Annotated in this window: 16 protein-coding genes; 8 read left to right on the top strand and 8 right to left on the bottom strand. The window is 42.5% G+C overall.

All coding sequences use genetic code 11. The features are described 5' to 3' along the window. Positions 1-12 precede the first annotated feature (12 nt). The gene (gene dnaK / locus HMPREF1154_RS02430) at positions 13-1,920 is read left to right on the top strand and encodes a molecular chaperone DnaK (RefSeq protein ID WP_009640936.1); all 1,908 of its coding nucleotides are present in this window, start codon (positions 13-15) and stop codon (positions 1,918-1,920) included. 65 nt (positions 1,921-1,985) lie between these two features. Here the strand turns inward: dnaK and HMPREF1154_RS02435 are convergent, their stop codons facing one another. Together HMPREF1154_RS02435 and HMPREF1154_RS13665 are read right to left on the bottom strand one after the other, a co-directional pair. Further along, complete coding sequence (locus HMPREF1154_RS02435) at positions 1,986-3,305, bottom strand: 5-methylcytosine restriction system specificity protein McrC (RefSeq protein WP_009640933.1); 1,320 nt, start codon at positions 3,303-3,305, stop codon at positions 1,986-1,988. Next, a complete protein-coding gene (locus HMPREF1154_RS13665; protein ID WP_009640955.1) occupies positions 3,286-5,400 on the bottom strand; it encodes an AAA family ATPase in 2,115 nt (704 codons plus the stop codon). The genes HMPREF1154_RS02435 and HMPREF1154_RS13665 overlap by 20 nt, the downstream gene beginning before the upstream one ends. 137 nt (positions 5,401-5,537) lie before the next feature. On the opposite strand from HMPREF1154_RS13665, the gene lipB reads away from it, so the two are divergent. Further along, the gene (gene lipB / locus HMPREF1154_RS02445) at positions 5,538-6,230 is read left to right on the top strand and encodes a lipoyl(octanoyl) transferase LipB (RefSeq protein ID WP_009640970.1); all 693 of its coding nucleotides are present in this window, start codon (positions 5,538-5,540) and stop codon (positions 6,228-6,230) included. Between the two features lie 4 nt (positions 6,231-6,234). Here lipB and HMPREF1154_RS02450 read toward each other — a convergent pair whose 3' ends face one another. Further along, the gene (locus HMPREF1154_RS02450; RefSeq protein WP_009640964.1) at positions 6,235-7,920 is read right to left on the bottom strand and encodes a L,D-transpeptidase family protein; all 1,686 of its coding nucleotides are present in this window, start codon (positions 7,918-7,920) and stop codon (positions 6,235-6,237) included. 103 nt (positions 7,921-8,023) lie between these two features. On the opposite strand from HMPREF1154_RS02450, the gene HMPREF1154_RS02455 reads away from it, so the two are divergent. From HMPREF1154_RS02455 to HMPREF1154_RS02465, 3 genes are all read left to right on the top strand, one after another. Beyond that, positions 8,024-10,999 (top strand): VIT domain-containing protein, encoded by a 2,976-nt coding sequence (locus tag HMPREF1154_RS02455; protein WP_009640957.1) that lies wholly within the window; start codon positions 8,024-8,026, stop codon positions 10,997-10,999. A gap of 85 nt (positions 11,000-11,084) precedes the next feature. Continuing rightward, on the top strand, positions 11,085-14,036 hold the full coding sequence (locus tag HMPREF1154_RS02460; RefSeq protein ID WP_009640959.1) for a VIT domain-containing protein: 2,952 nt from the start codon (positions 11,085-11,087) through the stop codon (positions 14,034-14,036). A gap of 3 nt (positions 14,037-14,039) precedes the next feature. Further along, the gene (locus HMPREF1154_RS02465) at positions 14,040-16,979 is read left to right on the top strand and encodes a VIT domain-containing protein (RefSeq protein ID WP_009640940.1); all 2,940 of its coding nucleotides are present in this window, start codon (positions 14,040-14,042) and stop codon (positions 16,977-16,979) included. A 68-nt stretch (positions 16,980-17,047) separates the two neighbouring features. Here HMPREF1154_RS02465 and HMPREF1154_RS02470 read toward each other — a convergent pair whose 3' ends face one another. Beyond that, on the bottom strand, positions 17,048-18,589 hold the full coding sequence (locus HMPREF1154_RS02470) for a flotillin family protein (RefSeq protein ID WP_009640953.1): 1,542 nt from the start codon (positions 18,587-18,589) through the stop codon (positions 17,048-17,050). 76 nt (positions 18,590-18,665) lie between these two features. Further along, a complete protein-coding gene (locus tag HMPREF1154_RS02475; RefSeq protein WP_009640962.1) occupies positions 18,666-19,232 on the bottom strand; it encodes an NfeD family protein in 567 nt (188 codons plus the stop codon). A 156-nt stretch (positions 19,233-19,388) separates the two neighbouring features. On the opposite strand from HMPREF1154_RS02475, the gene HMPREF1154_RS02480 reads away from it, so the two are divergent. The 3 genes from HMPREF1154_RS02480 to HMPREF1154_RS02490 are packed head-to-tail and all read left to right on the top strand — an operon-like array spanning position 19,389 to position 22,259. Continuing rightward, positions 19,389-19,877: a cytidine deaminase gene (locus HMPREF1154_RS02480; RefSeq protein WP_009640971.1), complete on the top strand. Its 489-nt coding sequence runs from the start codon at positions 19,389-19,391 to the stop codon at positions 19,875-19,877. A 17-nt stretch (positions 19,878-19,894) separates the two neighbouring features. After that, positions 19,895-21,535: a bacillithiol biosynthesis cysteine-adding enzyme BshC gene (bshC, locus tag HMPREF1154_RS02485; protein WP_009640969.1), complete on the top strand. Its 1,641-nt coding sequence runs from the start codon at positions 19,895-19,897 to the stop codon at positions 21,533-21,535. A 25-nt stretch (positions 21,536-21,560) separates the two neighbouring features. Then, a complete protein-coding gene (locus tag HMPREF1154_RS02490; protein ID WP_009640961.1) occupies positions 21,561-22,259 on the top strand; it encodes a metal-dependent hydrolase in 699 nt (232 codons plus the stop codon). A 3-nt stretch (positions 22,260-22,262) separates the two neighbouring features. On the opposite strand, the gene nadD is transcribed toward HMPREF1154_RS02490, so the two are convergent. The 3 genes from nadD to HMPREF1154_RS02505 all read right to left on the bottom strand — a co-directional run. Continuing rightward, a complete protein-coding gene (gene nadD, locus HMPREF1154_RS02495) occupies positions 22,263-22,850 on the bottom strand; it encodes a nicotinate (nicotinamide) nucleotide adenylyltransferase (protein WP_009640952.1) in 588 nt (195 codons plus the stop codon). Positions 22,851-22,863: 13 nt separating this feature from the next. Then, positions 22,864-23,427, bottom strand: a complete 564-nt coding sequence (gene gmk, locus HMPREF1154_RS02500; RefSeq protein ID WP_009640956.1) for a guanylate kinase — start codon at positions 23,425-23,427, stop codon at positions 22,864-22,866. Positions 23,428-23,629: 202 nt separating this feature from the next. Then, positions 23,630-23,846, bottom strand: a 217-nt coding sequence (locus HMPREF1154_RS02505; protein WP_009640930.1) for an integrase core domain-containing protein, incomplete at its 5' end; no start/stop codon positions are given.

Consider the following 23,846-nt stretch of genomic DNA (forward strand, 5'->3'; position numbering starts at 1 on the left):
ATAAATACGATTATGAGTAAGATTATTGGAATAGATTTAGGAACCACGAACTCGTGTGTTTCTGTAATGGAAGGTAATGACCCTGTGGTGATTACCAATGCGGAGGGCAAAAGAACTACCCCCTCCGTGGTTGCCTTCGTAGAAGGTGGCGAAATAAAGGTAGGGGATGCCGCTAAGCGTCAAGCCGTTACCAACCCTAAGAAAACGATTTATTCTATTAAACGTTTCATGGGGAACAAATATTCTGACTTAGGTCAAGAAATAGCACGTGTACCTTATGCTGTAGTACAAGGTGACAACGATACTCCTCGTGTGGATATTGACGGCCGCCTATACTCTCCTCAAGAGATCTCTGCGATGATCCTTCAGAAAATGAAAAAAACCGCTGAAGATTTCTTAGGACAAACAGTAAGCCGTGCGGTAATTACAGTACCTGCTTACTTTAACGATGCACAACGTCAAGCTACCAAAGAAGCGGGAGAAATCGCAGGCCTTAAGGTAGAGCGTATCATCAACGAACCTACTGCTGCTGCTCTTGCTTACGGGCTTGATAAGCAACACAATGACCATAAGATTGTCGTGTTTGACTTCGGGGGGGGTACCCACGATGTCTCTATCCTCGAACTTGGTGATGGTGTGTTTGAAGTACTTTCTACCGACGGGGATACCCACCTTGGAGGGGACGATGTAGATGAAAAAATCATCAACTGGCTCGCTGAAGAATTTGAAAAAGAAGAAGGTTTAGACTTGCGCAAAGATCCTATGGCGCTACAACGTCTTAAAGAAGCTGCTGAAAAGGCCAAGATTGAGCTTTCCTCTTCTATGCAGACTGAAATCAACTTGCCTTATATCACCGCTACTGCCACCGGACCTAAGCACTTAGTACGTACTCTTACCCGTGCCAAATTTGAACAACTTATTGAGGACTTAGTACAACGTACTATTGAGCCTTGTAAGAAAGCTCTTGAGAATGCAGGTCTTAGTGTAAGTGATATCAATGAGGTAATCCTCGTAGGGGGTTCTACACGTATCCCTGCCGTACAAGAAGCCGTTGAGAACTTCTTCGGTAAAAAACCAAATAAGAGTGTAAATCCAGACGAAGTAGTAGCCATCGGGGCTGCTATCCAAGGAGGGGTTCTCACTGGAGATGTAAAAGACGTATTGCTCCTTGACGTTACACCACTTTCTCTTGGTATTGAAACCATGGGGGGAGTAATGACTAAGCTCATCGAGGCCAATACTACAATCCCAGCCAAGAAATCTCAGATATTCTCCACCGCAGCTGATAACCAGCCAAGTGTGGAAATACATGTGCTACAAGGAGAAAGACCTATGGCTGCGGACAATAAGACAATCGGACGTTTCCACTTGGATGGTATCCCACCCGCACCACGTGGCGTACCTCAGATTGAAGTAACCTTTGACATTGATGCCAATGGTATTATCAATGTTTCAGCTACCGACAAGGGTACAGGTAAGACACACGACATCCGTATCGAGGCTTCTTCTGGACTTACCCAAGAAGAAATCGAAAGAATGAAGCGTGATGCTGAAGCCAATGCCGAAGCCGATAAGAAAGCACAAGAAGTAGCTACCAAAATGAACGAAGCCGATGCGCTTATCTTCCAAACCGAAAAACAACTCAAAGAGTTCGGTGATAAGCTCCCTTCTGACAAGAAAGCGGCTATCGAAAGTGCTTTAGAAGAACTCAAATCAGCTTACGAAAGCAAAGATATTGCCACTATCGAAGTTGCTTTAGAGAAAATAAACAATGCTTGGAAGAGTGCTTCTGAGGATATCTACAAAGCACAACAAGGCGGCGGTGCAGGAGCAGGAGCTAACTACTCCGAACCAGGCCCTCAGCCTAACCAAGGCCCTGACAACAACGTCCAAGACGTAGATTTTGAAGAAGTTAAATAGCGGAGCGCCTCCGTAAAGCAAATAATAATAGCCCCATCTAATAAGGTGGGGCTGTTATTTTTTACTTACATCGAACTCACGTTAATTAAAGGTATGGAAACGCCTAATTTGTAGATATTTCTATATTCAGTGATTTTACTTTTGTTTTCTAGGTTGAATACTCTATTTTCTTCCAATGAAGGATAGATAATTAAGCAATCTATAAGTTCGTTACTGTCTTCTAAGCCAAGTCTTTTATAAACCTTTTCCAAACGAGCATAACCACTTACTTGTCGAATGTCATCTATCACTCTACTGTCTTCATAAATAGGCTTATACTTAGCATCAATCACCATTTTTTGCGTCGGGGTGTTGAGCAAGAAATCCAATTCGGTATAATCGGCTGTGAGATGATAAGTAACCGCTTCCCTACCGAACTGTTCCTGTAACTTTACATATACATATAACTCAAAAAGTTTGGGCATATCTATCCAAAAAGGAGGAATCGCTACTTTTTGTTGGGTAGTTTCAGTGATATTGTAGGAAAAACGCTTGAGAATGTGCTTACCTATCTCTATAGCTTCCTTATATTCCTTGAAAAACGGATTTATAGTAATATTTTTCAGGTTTTCTACATTGAACTCTTCTGAAATAAGTTCAAAATATGGGGTACAATAGGTAATCAATTCATCTATAGCAGCTTCATTTCCTGCAAAAAGAGTAGAATGTGTATTCTTAAAGCTGATAACAAACTGCAATACCTTCTTTAGGAAACGATTCTCTATACTATCCACTCCAAAGGCTTGGTATTGGCATATATGAGAGGTTAGTTTGTTCTTAAAAACATTCTGCTTTAGGTGTTTTCCTATCTGTATTTTACCTTTGATACGGCTACAAAGGTTTTCTTCCTCCTTATAGTACGACTTTTTAAGTCCTTTGCGAACGATACGCTTTAGCAGTTGGAGAAACTGTATTACAAGGAAAGGAGTTAGAAAATCTTTTTGCTGTTCTATAGTAATTTGTGGTTCTTTCCAATAGATTTTTATAAGGTCCTTAATATCATTAGGAGAGGATACCACAATCTCTAAAAGCATTTTCAGATAGTCAATCTCTGCCCATTCTTCTTCAGTAGAATCCCCTTCTATCATTCTCTTTTTATTCATCTTTGGCGCTATATACACATATTTTTGATGTTTTACCAGCCATAAGACACCTATATAATAGCCTGCTTGTAAGCAAATCTCTTCCTCATTTATGTGGCTAATTTCAAAAGGATAAACAGAATTTCCCCATCTATCTTTATTGAGTTCATAAGGTACTCTATAAGGAATTGCCTCAAAGAAATCCTCTTCTACATCATTCTTTTTGATGATGTACCTCTTATGTTCAAGCAAGGCTATTTTCATAGACTATTTTTTCTATATTTTGTATTTTTTCCTCCACATTTATCAGTACACCATCTTTTATATATTCAAGCAAAATAGGTTTAATCTCGTATTCCCAACGGATATTAATAGGAGTATGCTCTGTAATGAAGTAGGAGTGCCCTAACTGTACTTCTTCTTTCCTAAATTCAGGAGATAATGTATTACCCTCAAACAACTTAGAGACTTCTTCATATAATCTGGTTGCAAAATTATCACCCAATTCATTTGTTAAGTCTTTAGGTAAGATATCCACAAAAGCAAACCTACGACGAATGGCATAGTCTATATGACCTACGGAGCGGTCGGCTGTATTCATTGTACCAATGATATAGAGGTTAGCAGGAAGTATAAGGGTATTATCATCATCAATAGCGTACATACTTTGCACTGCTTCACCTCGGTATTCCAAGGCATAGATAAGTTCACCGAGTACTGCCGAGAGGTTTGCTCGGTTGATTTCGTCGATAATGAGGACAAAGTTTTTGAGAGGAATTTTATCAATTATAGGCTTATAGTTTTTTCTAAATTCATAATATTTTTCTATGATTCTTAAAAAATAAGAAGCATGTTGTCTGGCTAGCCCTCCTATATTTGTTAGCTTAGTTATTCCTTGTCTATCCTTTATTCCTGATTCGATTATCCTCTTAATATCAATATAGTTCATATTTAACCCCTTTCTATGAGCTTCCCAGTTATCCCCTTTATATTTAAACCGTTTATTATCGGCATCAAAAATATAAATGGATTCTGTTAATGGATATTTATAGTCTTCATTTTGAGCTAATTCCTCTTTGACATACTCAATAAAAGCCTCAAAGATATCCTGTTCTTTTAGTGTTTGTGTATTTTGTTGTGCTTTATTCCAGTTATTAAAAGCCTCTTTTGCAAACGCTCCTAATATTTTATTTTCAGCAGTATATACAATACCGTCGCCCTCTTCATTAGGTTTAGCTACAATGCCTCGCACGAAATCCTCATAGGAGTAACTGGGGTGAAACTGAATGAGTTTAAACTGCTCACAACCTTCCAAAGAATCATTTTCCTCTAAGCCTAATAGTTCTCTGGCTATACGCTTAGCCTCACGGGTTTTACCAGTACCTGGAGGTCCTTGTAGAATGATTTGGGGTTTGTAATGAAGGAGGTCTATATATTTTTGTATTTTGCTTTCAGTATTCATTTTGTTTTCTTTTATAAGGTTTACATTACTAAAAATGAGTTTATAGGCCTCAAATTGTTTTCCTTCTAAGTCATAGATAAGCTCAAGAAAACTACTTCCTTTGATATAAGTATCTCCATCGGTATCTTCTTCTACTTTTAGTACTTTTCCTAATAAGATTCCTTCTCCTTTTTTAATTTCTTGGAGAGACTGTTCCATAGTACTTTCTATATCTGTTTTCATATCATCAGTATAGAAAGTATAATCATTAAGAATAGTTTTTATTTGTTCTTTATGATTGAAGTAACTTTTTATAAAAGGTAGTATTTCCTCCACTGGAGAAAGATTGAATCTTTCTTGGTAAGCACTGAACTTTAGCCCATAGTGTAGTTGTCCTTCTAATCTATATAACAAATGATATTGCAGTTCTTTTGTACTACCTATATTGAACGTCCAATCATCATTTTTAGGATCTGTAGCACCAGCAAAAAGAGCATTTTTTGAAGCTACCCTACTATTCCCATTGAGTTCTATTCTTGTCTTTTGAAACTTTTCAATGAAATTATTTTCTTCAAACTCTTCATGAATTTTATCTATAAGCTCTTGTAGGTTTTCAAAATAGACATTTTCATCATATTCTAAAAACTTTCTATAATGAGTGTTGATAATTGCTTTGGGAACTCCTTTCCCTTTACTCATTGAATAATCCTCAAAGACATTATCTATATTTTTTATATCCAAATCCTCTAAGGATATATTCTCTTCAAAAGGATTAAAACCATAACTCTCTTGATATTTATCGATAAGTTCCTTTATATTCTTATCAAAATTATCTTCATTGAAATAATTTTTGTATGATTGATTGTTGGGAAGAACTACCCTTAGGTAAAATTCTTTAAACTCAGATAATCTGGTCATGACTATTTTTTTAATGCAAACGTATTTAAACTTTCTTGTACAAAGATACGATTTCTCTATCAAATTTCATTACTTTCCCTATAGGAAAAATTCCCTTTTTTTCGTAACTTTGCCTTCTCTTATCTTGTATAGATTCTATGAACAAAAAAATTACCCTTATTGATTGGGGATTAAAAGACTATAAAGAGGCTTGGGAGGCGCAAGAAGCCCTCTTTCAGGCTACTATTGACCAAAAAACCGCTAATCGCAGTGCGGAGAACCCCTCCCCTACTCCTAATTACTTGATTTTTGTAGAACACCCTCATGTGCTGACCCTCGGCAAAAGCGGTGTGATGGAGCACCTGCTTATGAGCGAGGAATTCCTTAGGGCAAAACATATTTCCTTCTATAAGGTAAACCGCGGAGGAGATATCACCTACCACGGACTGGGGCAGGTAGTGGGTTACCCTATATTAGACTTGGACAACTTCTTCCCTGACATCCACAAGTACCTACGCTCCCTTGAGGAAGTCATTATCCTTACCCTTGCCAACTATGGTCTTAAGGGCGAACGTAGTCCTGGGGAGACAGGAGTATGGTTGGACGTGGGCACGCCTAAGGCGCGTAAAATCTGTGCTATGGGGGTGAGAGCCTCTCGCTGGGTAACCATGCATGGCTTCGCGCTCAATGTGAATACGAACTTGAGTTACTTTGGTTATATCGTACCCTGCGGTATCGCTGATAAGGCGGTAACTTCCCTCAAGGCGGAAATGGGCAGAGAGGTACCCATGGAAGAAGTGAAGCAGCGTATCACCAGACATTTCTTGGAGGTATTCGCCGCTACACTATGATAAGTTACATCTTCTTATAACGTTCTAAGAGCTTGAGTTGTTCCTTGTCAAACTGATAAGGATCGTTGCGAATTACAAGCTGTCCTGCCTCATCTACCCAAGCGGTGAGGTAGGATATATCCACTACAAAGTGTTGTTCTGGCCGTGCACGGTATTGGTTTCTCCCCTTGTGCATAGCGTCATTGACCTTTTGATAATTCCACTCTGCGGTATGCTTAAGCAGCTGGTAAGCCAAGCTATCGGGATATTGTACCCTCACGCAACCATGGCTATAGGTGCGTTGGGTATTGTCAAAGAGTTTTTTGCTCGGAGTATCATGTAGGTAGATACTCATATCATTGTGGAGGATAAACTTAACCAAGCCCAAGGAGTTATTAGCCGAGGGGTTCTCCACAAAAGCCAAATTGCGCTTAAGAGTCTTCTCGTCTCTCCAGTTGATCGTAGCTGGGTCTATCTCCTTATTATTCTCATAAAGCTTATACCCGCGCTTAGCATACTTGAGCAAATCTCCACTATCTACTATACGAGGGATCATCTCCTTGCGCACAATACTTATAGGTACCGACCAGGTAGGACGAAACTCTACAAACTTAAGGCTATCGGAGAAAATAGGGGTTGGTGTATCTGGTCTGCCTACTACTACCTTAGTGGTAAACTTCAGCGAATCCTTATGGTAGAGGTTTAGTCGGTATTCAGGAATATTGATCAATATATAATCCTCCCCCAAGTCCTTATTTTGCCAGCGTAGGCGCTCCATATTAAGCAGTAGCAAGTCGCGTTGTTGCGTTGGAGTCATCTGCAAATAGCTCATTGTCAGCGCCCCTGGTACTCCATCGGCTGTAAGCCCTACTTGTCGCTGAAATTGTTTAACGGCCTCTATCAGCAGTGAATCTACCTCAGCAGGAGCACCCAGTGCCACAGGTTTGTAACCCCTAAGCCCCAACTGGTTACGCAGGGCTACCACAGTACTATCACTATAGCCCACAGCAAAGCTCTTCAGATCAGCAATAGCAAAGGGCATATAGGAGGTCGTATCCTTAAGCAATTCCTTATACTTCTGTGCCATCGCTTTGTAGAAAGTTTGTTGAGGCTGTAGCGCTTCTATGACAGTGGACAGGTTATCAGTATCCTTGAGCTTCAAGAGCAACTCTACATTGTCAAATATAGGCTTGTTGCGCTTCCATACACGGACATCATCGCCTACCTTAGGGATACGCCCTTGAGTAAGGTGACGGGTAAGCAGCAGAAAGGAGGCCGTAATCTCTCGGTCGGTCGTCTCCAACTGCTTTAAGAACAAGGAATCCTTATGCTGGTAGAGGTGCCCTACTAAGGAATCCAACTCATGTTGCCTATAGTTCTGTGGGAAAAAACCATAATCGGTAAGCTCCGTAAGGGTCTTGATATAAGAGGCAAAAAGCGGTGAAGGCTTGTTCTGGTACAGCCAGCGGGTTTGATAATTATATTTTTTGTAGAAGTTCACCACTTCTCGCTCTATAGCAGGCTTATAGTAGTTGTCCTTAATAGTAACCTTCTTCAAGGAAGCTACCGCAGTGTCTTGTAGGAAAATAGGCTCATAGGGTTCGTTGATCTCTCTACCTGCCATCTCATCCAACAAATCACCATTCTTTCCTTTATCCCTGCAAGCAGCAAAAAGAATGACTACAGAAAGCAAACATATATGTTTTAACATAGGAATTATTTTGGTGTGCAAAGATATATATTTTTTTAAGATTATACTTACTCTTTGGCATATTTTTTGTAATATAAAAGTATTTATTTTATCTTAAAAGCATATGAAACAATTTCTATCTTTTATAGCACTTCTTTTTTCTATAGGGAGTGCTACTGCACAGAAAATCATCCTACCTCAGGTAAAGGTAAGCCAAGAGGATAATGCCAAGCCCATGCAACTACAAGACCTTTCGGTGGATATCTTGGTGGTAGGACAGACAGCGGTAACCACAATGGAGATGACTTTCTACAATCCCAACAGCCGCGTGATGGAGGGTGAGTTTGAGTTTCCCCTCTCCGATGGGCAGCAAGTCTCTCGCTTTGCTCTGGATATAGACGGCAAGCTCCGCGAGGGAGTTGTAGTGGATAAGGCCTTGGGGCGCAAAGCCTTTGAGGACATCGTACGCCGTGGAGTAGACCCTGGTTTGCTCGAAAAAACCGAAGGTAACAACTTCCGCGCCCGTGTATATCCTATGCCTCGCAGGGGAACGCGTAGAATCCTCATCGCTTTCGAGCAGGAACTCTCCCAAAAGAACGGACAGGACTTTTACTTCCTACCCATTGCCAATGCCGTTAAGCTCAAGAAGTTCAAAATCCATACCGAGGTAGTTTCTCGCTTTGTCAAAGCGGATATCCAGAACTCTCTACAGCTGGACTTTACCCAAAGCCGCAACAGCTATATCAGTGAGGTAGAGCAGACCAACTATACTTTGGACAAAAATATTGCGCTTCTCTTCCCTAAAATAGACAAACCGCAACTCATTACCGCCACAAACGGGAATGAAAGCTACCTTTATGGAAATATGACATTGGAAAAACAGTCTCTAAGGGAAAAAGAAGCACCCAAAAGCATAGGTATTCTTTGGGACAACTCTCTTTCTAACGAAAAAAGAGACTTTGCCAAGGAATATGCGCTCTTAGATGCTTATTTTAAGGAGATCAAGAATACAAAAGTAACCCTCACCACTTTCCATATCCGTGCTGCCAAGCCCGTAGCCTTTGAGGTGAAGGACGGCAATTGGCAGGAGCTGCGGGAATATTTGGAAAAACAAGTTTATGATGGGGCAACCGACGGCAATGCTATGGTATTCCCCAAAGGTGCTGACCAGTACTTACTCTTTTCCGATGGTATTTTCAATTTCGGTGCTAAAGAATTTGATCTGCCATCACTTGTCAAGTCCTTACAAGCTCCCGTGAGTGTGATTAGCTCTCTACAGGTAGCCAACTGGGACAAACTCCAATACTTGGCTGGAGCCACTGGAGGAGCGCTGATCAACCTTACTACCCAAGGACTCCCTGAAGCGCTCAAGGCCTTGCGCTACCAGTCTTTCCAACTCTTGGGTTATAAAGTAAAGAGTGGAAATGTAACCAATATATATCCTCAGAAAGGGGCTTTGGTAGGGGAAAACTTCACTTTTGCGGGCCAACTAAGCTCCGAAGAGGCGACCGTAGTGGTCTCCTTGGGCTACCCTGGCAAGGTCATCGTGGAAAAAGAGCTTACTTTTAATAAAAATAATACCGCAGGTGCAGGAGAGTTTGCCCTTTTGCGTCGTATATGGGCAGAAAAGAAGATTGCACAGCTACAAAGAGAAGGCGCTTTGGCTAAGGATATTGATGCCGTAGGTCGCCAATATGGGATCGTAACCGAGGGTAATTCTCTGATCGTTCTGGAGACCATAGCGGATTATGTGCGTTACCAGATTACCCCTCCCAAGGAACTCCAAAGGGAATACGAACACCTTGTCAATAAGGGAAAACAAGACAAGGATAAGGAAAAGAAAGAGCACCTTGACTACGTGGTAAAACTCTCCGAAGCACAAAGCAAATGGTGGAATACCTCCTTTCCTATCTCAGGTACCAAACCTGTCAAGAATACAGCAGAACGCTCTTCCGACGAGAGTACCGCTGGTATAAATATGCGTACCAGTGTCAGCAGCTCCACACTCGCTATACGTGGTATTGGCTCTATTTCAGAGAGTAGTGAGGCCGAGTTGGCTGAAGTAATGGTAAGCGGCTATAGTCGCTCCTCAAGGAAAGAAAGACGACAGAACAAAAAAGCTGCTAAAGAAACTGCGCAAGTTCTTAATGATGAAGAGGAAAGCGAGGCGGAAGATCGTAGTGGTGAGCTGGCCAATACCTCCAAAATAGCCCTCAATGAGTATAATCCTGATACGCCCTACCTAAAGGTGATGGAATATGCCGACCCTGCCAAAGCGGTAGAGACTTATTACAAACTCAAAAAGGAATATGGACAAACGCCCTCCTTCTATGTAGATGTGGCTGATTATTTCTTTAAAAAAGGAGATGCTGAGCAGGCTATATTGGTGGTGTCCAACTTGGCCGAACTGAGCTTAGAGGATGCTCAACTACTCCGCGTATTGGCTTACAAACTCAGTGCTTACAAGGCCTACCCAGAGGCAGTGTCCATTAGCCGCGAGGTGGTAGCCATCCGTGAGGAAGAACCCCAATCTTATCGTGATTTGGGATTGGCCTTGGCCCAAGCAGGGGAATACCAGCAGGCGATAGAGACCCTTTACAAGGTAGTGGAACGCCGTTGGGATCAGCGCTTTAGAGATGTACAGCTAATCGTTATGAACGAGATCAACAACATTGTAAATACCCAAAAGGGCCTCCGTACTTCCTTTATTGACAAGCGTTTGCTCAAAAAGGAACCTGTGGATATTCGTGTAGTGCTCACTTGGGATACCGACAACTCTGATATGGACTTATGGGTTACCGACCCCGAAGAAGAAAGATGCTATTATGGACACAGGCAGACCTACTTAGGCGGTATCATAAGCCAAGATGTAACTGGCGGCTATGGCCCTGAGGAGTTTATGCTCAAGAAAGCACCTAAGGGTAATTACAAAATAGAGGTAAATTACTACGGTAATCGCTCCCAAAAGCAGCTGCTACCCGTAAGCCTTCGCATCACTTTCTTTACTCACTATGGCACCCCTCAGGAGAAAAAACAAGAGACTACCGTACGCCTCTCTAACCAAAGAGAAGTCATAGAAGTGGGAAGCTTTGAGTTTTAGTAGGGGCAAGTAGCAATTTGTACTTAAGGTAATTGTAATTTGTCCTTAAAATAATGACCATTCGTTCAAAATAAACAATAGATTTATGAAACCTTTAATAACCTCCATAGCCCTCCTTGCCTCAGTAGGAGGTGCTATGGCTCAAAAAACTGTCCTGCCCGAAGTGAAGGTCAGGAGTCAGTACAATGCCAACCCCATGCAATTACAAGAGCTCTCCATGGATATATTGGTCATGGGACAAACGGCTGTAACCACTATGGAAATGACCTTCTACAACCCCAATGATAGGGTGATGGAAGGCGAGTTTGAGTTTCCCCTATCCAATGGCCAAGAGGTCTCTCGCTTTGCCTTAGATATCGACGGTAAGCTCCGCGAGGGGGTAGTCGTGGATAAAGCTTTAGGGCGCCAAGCCTTTGAGGATATCGCACGGCGCAATGTAGACCCTGGGCTTTTGGAAAAAACCGAAGGTAACAACTTTCGCGCTCGTGTATATCCTATGCCTGCCCAAGGAGTACGTAGAATCCTCATCGCCTTCGAGCAAGAACTCTCCCAAAAGGACGGACGAGATTTCTATTTCCTACCCATCGCCTCTGGAGTGAAGCTCAAGCACTTTAAGCTACGTACCGAAGTGGTTTCGCGTATGGTCAAAGCGGATATAGAAAATACACTACAGCTCAATTTCGGACAAAGCCGCAACAGCTATATGAGTGAGGTCAAGAAAGACAACTATACCTTGGACAAAAATATAGGGCTGACCTTCCCTAAAATAGACAAACCTCAATTGCTAACGGCTACCAAAGGAACGGATAGCTACCTCTATGGGAATATAGCCTTGGAAAAGCAAACGCTAAAGAAAAAAGAGAAACCCAAACGCATAGGGATTCTTTGGGATTGCTCTTCTTCCAGCCAGAAAAGAGACTTTGCCAAGGAATTTGCCCTTTTGGATGCTTATTTTAAGGAAATAAAAGAGGTAAAGGTAGCCCTTACTACCTTTCATATCCGTTCCTCTGCTGCGATCCCCTTCAAAGTGGAAAACGGCAATTGGCAGGAACTACGACAGTACTTAGAAAAACTAATTTATGACGGAGCAACAGATCCTCAAGCGATGCTATTCCCTCAAGAAAGTGATGAGTACTTCCTTTTCTCCGATGGTATCTTTAACTTTAGGGATAAGAATTTTGACTTTACTCGGCTTATTGGGCAGCTACATGCCCCTGTCAATGTAGTTAGCTCCCAACCGGTAGCCAACATGGACAAGCTACAATACTTGTCAGGAGCTACTGGAGGTAGTTTTATCAATCTCAATACCCAAGAGGTCTCTGAGGCGGTAAAAGCATTGCAATATCAAGCCTTCCAAGTATTGGATTATAAGGTAAAAAAGGGAAATGTAGTGAACTTATATCCTCAAAAAGGTACTTTAGTAGGGGAAAATTTTACTTTTTCAGGTTATCTAAATAGTGAAGATGCTACTTTGGTCGTATCTTTAGGCTATCCAAACAAGGTCATCGTAGAAAAAGAACTTACCTTTAGTAAAAACACAGCTGCAAGCGAGGAGGAATTTGCTCTTTTGCGCCGCGTATGGGCAGAAAAGAAGATTGCACAACTCAGAAGAGAGGGGGCTGAAAGCAAAGCCATTGATGTGGTAGGTCGTCGTTATGGTATCGTAACCGAGGGCAACTCCCTAATCGTTCTGGAGACAGCTGAGGATTATGTTCGTTATCAGATTACCCCTCCCAAGGAACTCGAACAGGAATATAACAAACTTTCTGCCGAGATAGAAGCAGAAAAAAAGGAAGCTAAAGAAGAAGCCTTAGAGGATGTCCTTGCCCTTTCCAAAGAACAAACTTCGTGGTGGCAAACTTCCTATCCTATCAAGAAAAAGAATACTAAAAAAAATAAGGAATACGGAACACCGCCTCCTCCCCCTCCTGCTATGATGGTACATGCAGAAGAAATAGCGGAGTACAAGTACAACAATGCTGCTGAAATACTTAGGTATGATGCCAGTGATGATAATGCTAAGATGGCTGATATGGGTACTGCTGGATATGATATAATTGCAGACAATAGTGCTCAACAAATGGAAATGGAACTGGCTGAACCTGCTGCTGAATCCTTAGGGTACAATCCTCCCCAAGCCTCTATTGTACTGAACGCTTACGATCCTGATACACCTTACCTCAAGGTCATGGAATACACCGATCCTGCTAAAGCCATAGAGACTTATTACAAACTCAAAAAGGAATACGGACAAACACCCTCTTTCTATGTAGATGTAGCGGATTACTTCTTCAAGAAAGGAGACCTTGCACAGGCCGTATTGGTAGTGTCCAACTTGGCCGAACTGAACTTGGAGGACGCTCAGTTGCTCCGTGTATTGGGTTACAAACTCAGCAATTACAAGGCTTACAAGGAAGCCATAGAAGTATTCCGAAAGGTAGTGGCTATCCGAGAGGAAGAACCTCAGTCCTATCGTGATTTAGGTTTGGCCTTAGCTGAAGATAAGCAGTACCAAGAAGCTGTAGAAACACTTTACAAAGTGGTAAAAAACGCTTGGGACGAGCGCTTTGGTGATGTACAATTGGTTACCATGAATGATATCAATAGCCTCGTGGCGCGCCATAAGGGAATCAAAACAAACTTTATGGACAAGCGCCTGCTCAAGTCAGAACCTGTGGATATACGTGTGGTACTCTCTTGGGATACCGACAATTGTGATATGGACTTATGGGTGACTGACCCCACTGATGAGAAGTGTTTTTTTGATAACAAACTTACCTACCTTGGCGGAAAAATCTCTAAAGATGTCACCCAAGGCTATGGGCCAGAGGAGTTTATGATCAAGAAAGCCCCCAAAGGCACTTACAAAATAGAGACAGATTACTTTGATACTCTCTCTCAAAAGCAACTCATGCCTGTAACACTCCGTATTACCTTCTATACGCATTTCGGTACCGATAAGGAGCAAAAACAAGAAACGACTGTAAGGCTTACCAATGAAGAGGACGTAATAGAAGTAGGGAGCTTTAAATTTTAATTTATGAAATCATTAATAACTCTCATAGCACTCTTAGCCATAGCTGGGGGTGCTATGGCTCAAAAAACCGCCCTACCTCAATTGAAAATCGTCGGTGAGCGCGATGCCAATCCTATGCAGCTACAAGAACTCTCTTTGGATATATGGGTCATGGGACAAACCGCTGTAACCACCATGGAAATGACTTTCTATAACCCCAACGATAGGGCGATGGAAGGTGCCTTTGAGTTTCCCCTCTCCAATGGCCAAGAGGTCTCCCGCTTTGCCTTAGATATCGACGGCAAGCTCCGCGAGGGTGTGGTCGTGGATAAGACCTTGGGACAACAAGCCTTTGAGGAGATTACCCGCCGAAAGATCGATCCCGGTTTGCTCGAAAAGACCCAGGGGAACAACTTCCGTGCCCGTGTGTATCCTATGCCGCGTAGAAAAACACGTAAAATCCTCATCGCCTTCGAGCAGGAACTCTCCCAAAAGAACGGACAGGATTTTTACTTTCTACCCATCGCCTCCGGGGTGAAGCTCAAGCACTTTAGCCTGCGCACCGAAGTGGTTGCTCGCCAAGTCAAAGCGGATATAGAAAATACACTACAACTCAATTTCGAACAAAGCCGCAACAGCTATATCAGTGAGGTAAAGAAAGACAACTATACCTTAGACCAAAATATCGGGCTGACCTTCCCTAAGATAGACAAACCTCAGCTGCTGACTGCTACCCAAGGAACCGATAGCTATCTCTATGGGAATATAGCCTTAGAAAAACAAGAGCTGAAGGAAAGAGAAATGCCTAAGCACTTGGGTATCCTCTGGGATGGCTCTTCTTCTAGCCAAAAAAGAGACTTTGACAAGGAGTATGCCCTCTTGGATGCGTATTTCAAGCAGGTGAAAAATGTAGAGGTAAGCCTTAGCACCTTTCATATCTATGCCTCTCCTGTGGCCACCTTCAAGGTAAAAGATGGTAATTGGCAGGAGCTACGTGCACACTTGCAAAAGCAGGTCTATGACGGAGCTACCAATCCTCAGGCGATGCGTTTCCCTCAAGGTGCTGACCAGTACTTGCTCTTCTCCGATGGGGTGTTCAACTTCAGGGAACAGTCCTTTGAGCTGAACAAACTCATAGGTGAGCTTCGTGCCCCTGTTCATGTTGTCAGCTCTCAACTGGTGACCAATTGGGACAAACTCCAATACTTGGCTGGAGCTACAGGTGGGGGATTCTGTAACCTTACCACCCAAACGCTCCCTGAAGCACTCAAGGCCTTGCGCTACCAATCCTTCCAACTCTTAGGTTATAAGGTAAAGAGTGGAAAGGTAACCGACTTATATCCTCAGAAAGGGGCTTTGGTGGGGGAAAACTTTACCTTTTCAGGACATTTGGAGAGTGATGAAGCGACTGTAGTGGTGTCTTTAGGCTATGCTGGTAAGGTTATCGTGGAAAAAGAGCTTACTTTTACTAAAAACACAGCTGCCAGCAGTGAGGAATTCGCCCTCTTGCGCCGCATATGGGCAGAAAAAAAGATTGCTCAGCTCCGAAAAGAAGGAGCTGAAAGCAAGGCTATCGATGCTATAGGTCGCCAATATGGGATCGTCACCGAAGGCAATTCCCTCATCGTACTGGAGAACGCTGGGGATTACCTACAATACCAGATTACCCCTCCCAAGGAACTTCAAAAGGAATATAAAAGACTTGCCGCCGAAATGGCAAATAGAAAAAGAAAGCCGAAAGAGGTGTTAAAACTTATCATCGCCCAATCCAAAAAACAAACGTCGTGGTGGCAGACCTCCTATCCTACCAAGGAACAACAAAAGAAAGCTAAGAAAGATAAAGATGTTCAGACTTCTCCCCCGCCCCCACCTGCAGATGTCCCCTTAGAAACAGCCCAATATGACGATAATGCACCCATCAGTGAAGATGATATCACCTCCGAGGTATCCCTCAGTGAGGTAGATGAGGACGAGGAGGAAGAAGCGTTCAATACTGCCGGATATGAAATCTTACCCATTGATGAGGATAATGTAAAGCCTACTGGCTATAGGCCACCTAAGGCTTCTATAGTACTCAATGCTTACAACCCTGATACACCTTACCTTAAGGTCATGGAATATGCCGAGCCTGACAAAGCGATAGAGACTTATTACCAACTCAAAAAGGAATACGGACAAACGCCTTCTTTCTATGTGGATGTAGCGGATTACTTCTTCAAAAAAGGAGATACACAGCAGGCTATTTTGGTAGTGTCCAACTTGGCCGAACTGAGCTTAGAGAATGCACAGCTACTCCGTATACTGGGCTACAAGCTCAGCAGTTACAAGGCTTACAAGGATGCTATAGCGGTATTTAGAAAGGTAATGGCTATCCGTAAGGAAGAACCGCAATCCTATCATGATTTGGGATGGGCCTTAGCTGAAGATAAGCAGTACCAAGAAGCGGTAGAAACACTCTATAAAATCGTGCTGGACGTGCGAGATACACGCCTTGGAGACCTGCAATTGATAACCATGAACGGTATCAATAGCCTTATCGCACGCCATAAGGAGATCAAAACTGACTTTATAGACAAGCATTTGCGCAAAGAAGAACCGGTGGATATACGAGTAGTACTCTCTTGGGATACCGATAATTGTGACATGGACTTATGGGTAACCGACCCTACCAATGAGATGTGCTTTTTCCAAAATAGGCTTACTTATCTTGGTGGAAAAATCTCCAAAGATGTCACCCTAGGCTATGGCCCAGAGGAGTTTATGCTCAAAAAAGCCCCCAAGGGTACTTACAAGATAGCGGTGAATTACTATGGCTCACATTCGCAAAAGCAACTCATGCCTGTAACCCTCCGTATTACCTTCTATACGCATTTCGGTACCGATAAGGAGCAAAAACAAGAAACTACCGTAAGAGTAACGAATGAAAAGGACGTAATAGAAGTGGGAAGTTTTGAATTTAAGTAAAAAGAGAGAAAAGTGAAGAGTGAAAAACGTTTTTCACTCTTCACTCTTCACTTTTCACTCTTCACTTTTCACTCTTCACTTTTCACTTCCTCTTGAGGGGCTTCATTTGCTTTCGTCAAATAAGTAGGCAGATTAAGCCCTGCCATATTAAAGAGGTCGTTGAGCGGGGGTACGGTCTTCATCATACCAGAGACAAAGTTCGCTGTAGAGGTATTACCATTTTCGCCTTGACCTGAATCCCATACGGTAATCTTATCAATCTTGATGTTCTTAACCGCTTCCACTTGTGTTTTCACCAGTTCAGGAAGTTTTTCTATAAGGAGCAATTGGAACGCTTTGGTAGGATCGCCTCCTGCGGCGCTGACCACATCTTTGTACCCTTGTGCTTGCTTGGTAAGGATTTCAAAGAGACCCTTAGCTTCGGCTTCCATTTTCGCATAGATGGCGTCGGCCTCCCCTTTGGCATTCTCACGCAAGCGGTCTGCTTCGGCTTGGGCTTCTATGATGACACGTTGTTTGGCTATTTCGGCAGGGACTATGATGTTGGCCTGTTGGGTAGCACGCTCCCTTTCAGCACGAGCCGATTCGGCTTTTTCCTCAGCAGAGTAGGCTTCTTCCAAGGCTTTGGCCTGTTGTACCTTCTCAGCTGAAATCGCTATACGCAAGGATTCGGCTTCTTTTTCCCTACGAAGGGCATCAGAGTTGGCAATCTCTATCTTAGCCTCATTCTCTCCCTTGATAGCGGAGGCATTGGCTTCGGAGATCTTGATACGGCTATCACGGTCAGCTTCGGCTTTCCCGATAGACTCGTCCTTCTTAGCCTCGGCAATACCCACGGTCTCGTCCTTTTTAGCTTGGGCGATACTGATTTCCTTATTCTTTTGAGTAATCGCAATTTTCACATCACGATCGCGCTGTGTTTCAGCGATTTGCGTGTCACGTTCTCTATCGGCGAGGGCTTTACCAGTCTCCCCTATCTTTTCTTGTTCGGCTACACTAATCTTGGCTTCGTTGATAGCCTTAGCAGCGGCCTCCTTACCGAGGGCTTCTATATAGCCTGATTCGTCCTTGATATCCGTTACATTGACGTTGATGAGTTTCAGACCGATTTTCTTGAGTTCACTATCCACATTCTTGGAGATATTATCAAGGAACTTATCTCGGTCGGAGTTAATCTCCTCGATAGTCATGGTAGCAATCACCAAACGAAGTTGACCGAAAAGAATATCCTTGGCAAGCTCTTGGATTTGCTCTGGAGAGAGCCCCAAGAGGCGCTCGGCGGCCGCATTCATATTCTCCGGTTCAGTGGAGATGGCTATGGTAAAGCGACAAGGCACATCCACACGGATATTCTGGCGGCTCAGTGCATTGTAGAGGTTGGCCTCAATGGAAAGCGGACGCAAATCCAAGTAAGCAAAGTCCTGAATCACAGGCCACACGAAGGCGCCGCCCCCATGGATACAGCGTGCAGAAGAACCTCCTGTACGCCCGTAAATAACTAATATCTTGTCCGAAGGACAACGCTTGTAACGCGCCGTAAGCGACATGATGGTTACAAACAATACGACTGCAAATACAGCAATCAAACTAATGGGTGATGAAAAATCCATTCTATTAATTATTAATTGTTAATTCAAATACTGACCACTGACGTCTGACCACTGACCACTGACGTCTGACCACTAACTACTGTGCCCTCTTGACAAAGAGTACTTGGTCTTGTACTTTTACGATTCTTACTATAGTATTGGAGGGGATTTTTTCCTCTTCGGTCATGGCATCCAGCTCACGAAGAGAACCTCTTACACTTAGGGTTACTTTCCCTGTCCCTGATAAGTACTCAGGAATAGGAATATATACCTGTGCTGTCTTGCCCAGGGTCTCCTCTATCTTGAAGGAGTTATCCTCGGCCAACTTCATTAGGGCTTGTACTGTAATGAAAAAGATATATACAAACAAGCAACCTACAAGAACCGCAAAGATAATCAAGGTAATCTTATTGGCTATCAACTCATAAAAAGAAATGCCTGTCCAGCTGAATCCCAATAGGAAATTCACCAGGTTGCGCAAGGAAAAGAGCTGGAAAGGAGCATCCTCACCCGAAAAATCTCCGTCAAAGTCAGCCGCTAAGCCATCGGAAGCATTCGCTCCTACAAAGGTCATCACTGTTTGAATAACAAAAATAATAGATACAGGAATCGCTATAAACCAAAATCCTTGTAAGTAAGTATCCATTGAACTAAAAAATTCCATAATACAACTATTAAATCGGCAACAAATGTACAAAAAACTTTCGTTTTACTAAATTTATTTAGCTTTTTTTTAATTCTGATAAAGAAAAAAGAATTTCACTTTTTCGTAGGATTTTACTTATTTTTTTTCTACCTTTGCTCTCTTAATAGGCTGCTTATGAACGAACATCTCTACCAATTCAAATACAAAACTCTCAAACTGAGCGAACTCAATGAGCAGGATAAAGCACTCGTTCTCAGCGCTATGAAAAGTAGAGAGCAAGCCTATGCCCCTTATTCGTCCTTTTGGGTAGGGGCGGCGCTGCTGCTAAGCAATGGAGTGGTTATCACAGGAAACAATCAGGAGAATGCTGCCTATCCCTCTGGCTTATGTGCCGAACGCACTGCGCTTTTTTATGCCAAGGCCAACTATCCACAGGAGAAAATTCTCAAGATAGCCATCTGTGGAGATGATGCCAAGACGCCCCAAGGGGAAATCACCACTCCTTGTGGTAACTGTAGACAGGCGCTCTTGGAATACGAGTGTACCCAAGGCAGCCCCATTGTGGTACTTTGCGCCAGCACCCAAGGAAACATCTTGGAAATAGGCTCCATAAAAGACTTATTGCCTTTTTGTTTTGAACTTTTGTATAAGGAGACTGATTAATAATTTCAAATAATTTTATGATTGACTATATTCCTTTTAAAGAAACAGGGTATTTTTCTGAGTTTATCACCGATTATCTCGCTCAGAAGGCAGAATTGCGCTGTCTATACCATCGTTTTCCCTTGACTACCAATTTTCCAGCCCAGATAAAGGAAAAACAAGCCCACTACTCGGCTGAAAATAGGAATACCCTAGCCGAAGCATTAGAAAAACAATACAAAAACCTATCTATTTCTAAGAAAACCTATCATAATATAGAGGCTATACGTCAGGAAAACACCTTTACGGTTACCACTGGCCACCAGTTGAGCCTCTTTACAGGCCCTCTATATTTCATCTACAAAATTGTTACCACTATTGTAAGCTGTGAGCAGCTCAAAAAGTTGTACCCACAATACAACTTTGTCCCTATCTACTGGATGGCAACAGAAGATCATGATTTTGAAGAGATTAACCACTTTAGTTTTCGTGGGCAAAAGCTCTCTTGGCACTCAGAACAGGGGGGTATGGTAGGCGATTTCTCCACCGATGGGCTGGAGCGCATCACTAAGATTCTCAGAGTCCTCTTAGGCAAGAGCCACCAAGGGCAATACTTGGCCTCCCTCTTTGAAAGAGCCTATGAGCAACACCCTACCCTATCGAGCGCTACCCGATACTTAGTCAATGAACTCTTTACCTCCTATGGCTTGGTAATTATTGATGCCAATGATAAGTGCCTCAAGGAATTATTCGTTCCTCACTTCAGGCAAGAGCTTTTACAGAACGATGCCCACAAGGAAGTGGAAAAGACCCTTGCTTATATCAAGAGTGTCAATAAGAATTACCCTGAACAGGTACACCCACGTGAGATTAATATCTTCTATGTCAAGGACGGTATACGGGAGCGCATCGTAAGGGATTCCGAGGGCTATGCAGTGCTTAATACCTCTATCCGATTCACAGAGGAGGAAATCCTACGACACTTAGAGTGTTTCCCCGAATACTTCTCGCCCAATGTGATCCTACGCCCCCTCTATCAAGAGGTAATTCTGCCTAACTTGGCCTATGTAGGGGGCGGAGGGGAAATCGCTTACTGGCTGGAACTCAAGGATATGTTTGCCCTTCACAAGGTGCCTTTCCCTATGCTCATGCTGCGCAACTCAGTGCTGCTCATCAGTGAGACCCAAGAGAAGAAACTGCACAAGCTGGGACTTACCCATTATGATATTTTCTTAAAAAACAATGTCTTAGAGAACAAAATTACTCAAAGACTCTCCGAATACCCTATTGATTTCACTCCACAGCGACAGAGCCTTGAGGAGCATTTTGCCCATCTGTACCAGATAGCTGCCCATACCGACAAATCCTTCCTTGGCGCCGTCAAAGCCCAAGAAGCCAAGCAACTCAAAGGATTGACCAACTTAGAAAAGCGCTTGCTCAAGGCGCAGAAAAAGAAATACCGAGAAACCCTTGATAGAGTGATTGACCTACGGGTGAGCCTTTTCCCAAAAGAATCCTTACAGGAGCGTGTGGACAACTTCAGTGAGTATATGATTGAGAGTCAAGGAAAGTTCATAGATACCTTAGTTACACACCTCAGTCCTTTTGACTTCCGCTTTGTTGTCCTCTCCTATGAAAGTGGAGCAAGCAAAGAGGATTGTATAGAATATTTTATATAGAAGAAAACACTAAATTACTAAAAATATGAAAGTTACTTATTTAGGACACGCCTGTGTCAATATTGAGATAGAAGGAGCACACTTTCTTGTGGATCCATTTATCAGTGCCAATCCGCTTGCTCAGCATATCAATATCAATAATATAGAGGCTACTTATATCCTACTAACCCACGCCCATGGCGACCATATCCTTGATGCAGAAGCCATTGCCAAACGTACAGGCGCCTCTCTGATTACCAACCCTGAAATACTTGCCCACTATCGTGCTTTGGAAATTGACGGACATGATATGAATATAGGAGGTTCCCATCGTTTCTTGGACGGAAAGGTGAAGATCAAGATGATCAAGGCCGTACACTCCTCTTCCTTCCCCGATGGTAGTTATGGAGGCAATCCAGCTGGCTTTTTGATCAATTACAATGATAAAACTATCTATGTATCTGGTGATACTGCCCTTACTATGGATATGAAGATTATCCCCCATCAGTACAAAGTGGATTTGGGCATCTTCCCTATAGGCAATAACTATACTATGGGCGTGAGAGATGCTCTTACTGCTGCCAAATTTGTAGAAACCGATAATGTATTAGGTGTTCACTATGATACCTTTGAGGTGATAAAAATTGACAAAGAAGCCTCCAAACGCAAATTCAGTGATGCTCATAAGCGATTGCATCTGTTAGAGATTGGTGCTACTTTGAATATAGATGACTTGATAAAGTAGTGATTATTTATAAAAACCCCATTTATCTATATAGGACCATATCTGAGGGGGGAGCATAGGTCTTACATCTTTGCCCTGTGCTATATCCTCTCGTATAGCGGTAGCCGATAGCTCTATAATTGGGGTTTTTATATATACTATATGTTCATGCCCCTGTAAAGCGTCAGGCACATTCCCTTCGCTCAAGCGAGGATATACATAGATGAGGTAACGACTGAGTATCACCTCATAGTTCTTCCATTTGTGAAAGGATTTTAGGTTGTCCTCCCCCATAATGAGCGAAAAACTATGTTGTGGATACTTCTCTTCCAAATGAATAAGTGTATCAATCGTATAATTGGGCTGTGGCAAATGAAATTCTATATCACAAGGCTTGAGCTTATCATACTCCTTAAGCGAAAGTGCCACCATCTCCAAGCGTGAAGCATTATCCAGCAAGGATTTTTTGTCCTTAAAAGGATTCTGAGGGGTAACCACCAGCCATATTTCATCTAAATCGCTATGCTCGGCCAAATAATTGGCCAAGATCAGGTGACCTATATGAATAGGATTAAAGGAACCAAAATAAAGACCTATATTCTTGGGTTGCATATATACCTTTTTATCAATGATTTAAGAAAGTACGAATCAGTTGTGCTACTTCCTCTACGCACACTTGCAAATTGTCATTGACAACAATCTTATCAAAATAAGCGGCCTGTTCTATCTCATAAGCAGCCTTATCTATACGCATGGCAATCTTCTCAGGCGTATCGGTTTTTCTATGTTCTAAACGCTTTTTAAGCTCTTCCAAGGAGGGCGGTTGTAGGAAGATAGCAAGCGCCTTATCCCCAAAGTGTTTCTTGAGGTTAATCCCCCCGAAGACGTCCAAATCAAAGACAATGTTCTTACCCATGGCCGAGAGTCGTTCTATCTCGCTGGCATAAGTGCCATAGTAGTTTCCAGCATATACCTCTTGCCATTCTATAAAGGCTTGTTGCTTTATTTTTTCTTGGAATCTTTCTGCTGTAACGAAATAATACTCCACCCCATCGCGCTCACTGCCTCTGGGGGCACGTGAGGTAGTGGAGATAGAAAAAGCCAAATTCAGGTCTGTTTGCTTGAGTAATTCCCTGATTACACTGGACTTACCTGTACCCGAAGGAGCTGAGAAAATAATTATTTTCATAATAATAACCCTATAATAGTGACTAATGACAAGTGACAAGTGACTAACAACTATGTCATGTCCTAAAATTAGTTGACACTTTTAGTTATTTGTTTAACATCATTTTTATCAAGTCACACTTTATGTAACTTCAGGAATAACTTTAGTTCTGTAATCATATATAAGCATGGCTTTTATCTTTAATAGCCTATAATATCTATGTTTATGCTACTTGATTAAAGAAAATACTATCTGGTGTCTTCAACTCTAATGACCAGTGTAGGCGCTCTTGGTTATAAGTCTCTATAGCCGAACGAACAGCTCTTTCAGCTAATTGTTCGTCATTAAATGTCCTATCTAAGAGAAATTCAGCTTTCAATATCCCATTTACACGCTCTGCACAAGCATTTTCATAACAATGATCCTTCTCTGTCATACTG

This window comes from Capnocytophaga sp. CM59, from assembly GCF_000293175.1.
GTDB classification, from domain to species: Bacteria; Bacteroidota; Bacteroidia; order Flavobacteriales; family Flavobacteriaceae; genus Capnocytophaga; species Capnocytophaga granulosa.

What these genes read in the sequence shown, in the direction of transcription:
- HMPREF1154_RS02435 (WP_009640933.1), bottom strand. Translation starts at nt 3,305, where the DNA reads ATGAAAATAGCCTTGCTTGAACATAAGAGGTACATCATCAAAAAGAAT.
- lipB (WP_009640970.1), top strand. Translation starts at nt 5,538, where the DNA reads ATGAACAAAAAAATTACCCTTATTGATTGGGGATTAAAAGACTATAAA.
- dnaK (WP_009640936.1), top strand. Translation starts at nt 13, where the DNA reads ATGAGTAAGATTATTGGAATAGATTTAGGAACCACGAACTCGTGTGTT.
- HMPREF1154_RS02450 (WP_009640964.1), bottom strand. Translation starts at nt 7,920, where the DNA reads ATGTTAAAACATATATGTTTGCTTTCTGTAGTCATTCTTTTTGCTGCT.
- gmk (WP_009640956.1), bottom strand. Translation starts at nt 23,427, where the DNA reads ATGAAAATAATTATTTTCTCAGCTCCTTCGGGTACAGGTAAGTCCAGT.
- HMPREF1154_RS02460 (WP_009640959.1), top strand. Translation starts at nt 11,085, where the DNA reads ATGAAACCTTTAATAACCTCCATAGCCCTCCTTGCCTCAGTAGGAGGT.
- HMPREF1154_RS02465 (WP_009640940.1), top strand. Translation starts at nt 14,040, where the DNA reads ATGAAATCATTAATAACTCTCATAGCACTCTTAGCCATAGCTGGGGGT.
- HMPREF1154_RS02470 (WP_009640953.1), bottom strand. Translation starts at nt 18,589, where the DNA reads ATGGATTTTTCATCACCCATTAGTTTGATTGCTGTATTTGCAGTCGTA.
- HMPREF1154_RS02455 (WP_009640957.1), top strand. Translation starts at nt 8,024, where the DNA reads ATGAAACAATTTCTATCTTTTATAGCACTTCTTTTTTCTATAGGGAGT.
- HMPREF1154_RS02475 (WP_009640962.1), bottom strand. Translation starts at nt 19,232, where the DNA reads ATGGAATTTTTTAGTTCAATGGATACTTACTTACAAGGATTTTGGTTT.
- HMPREF1154_RS13665 (WP_009640955.1), bottom strand. Translation starts at nt 5,400, where the DNA reads ATGACCAGATTATCTGAGTTTAAAGAATTTTACCTAAGGGTAGTTCTT.
- HMPREF1154_RS02490 (WP_009640961.1), top strand. Translation starts at nt 21,561, where the DNA reads ATGAAAGTTACTTATTTAGGACACGCCTGTGTCAATATTGAGATAGAA.
- bshC (WP_009640969.1), top strand. Translation starts at nt 19,895, where the DNA reads ATGATTGACTATATTCCTTTTAAAGAAACAGGGTATTTTTCTGAGTTT.
- nadD (WP_009640952.1), bottom strand. Translation starts at nt 22,850, where the DNA reads ATGCAACCCAAGAATATAGGTCTTTATTTTGGTTCCTTTAATCCTATT.
- HMPREF1154_RS02480 (WP_009640971.1), top strand. Translation starts at nt 19,389, where the DNA reads ATGAACGAACATCTCTACCAATTCAAATACAAAACTCTCAAACTGAGC.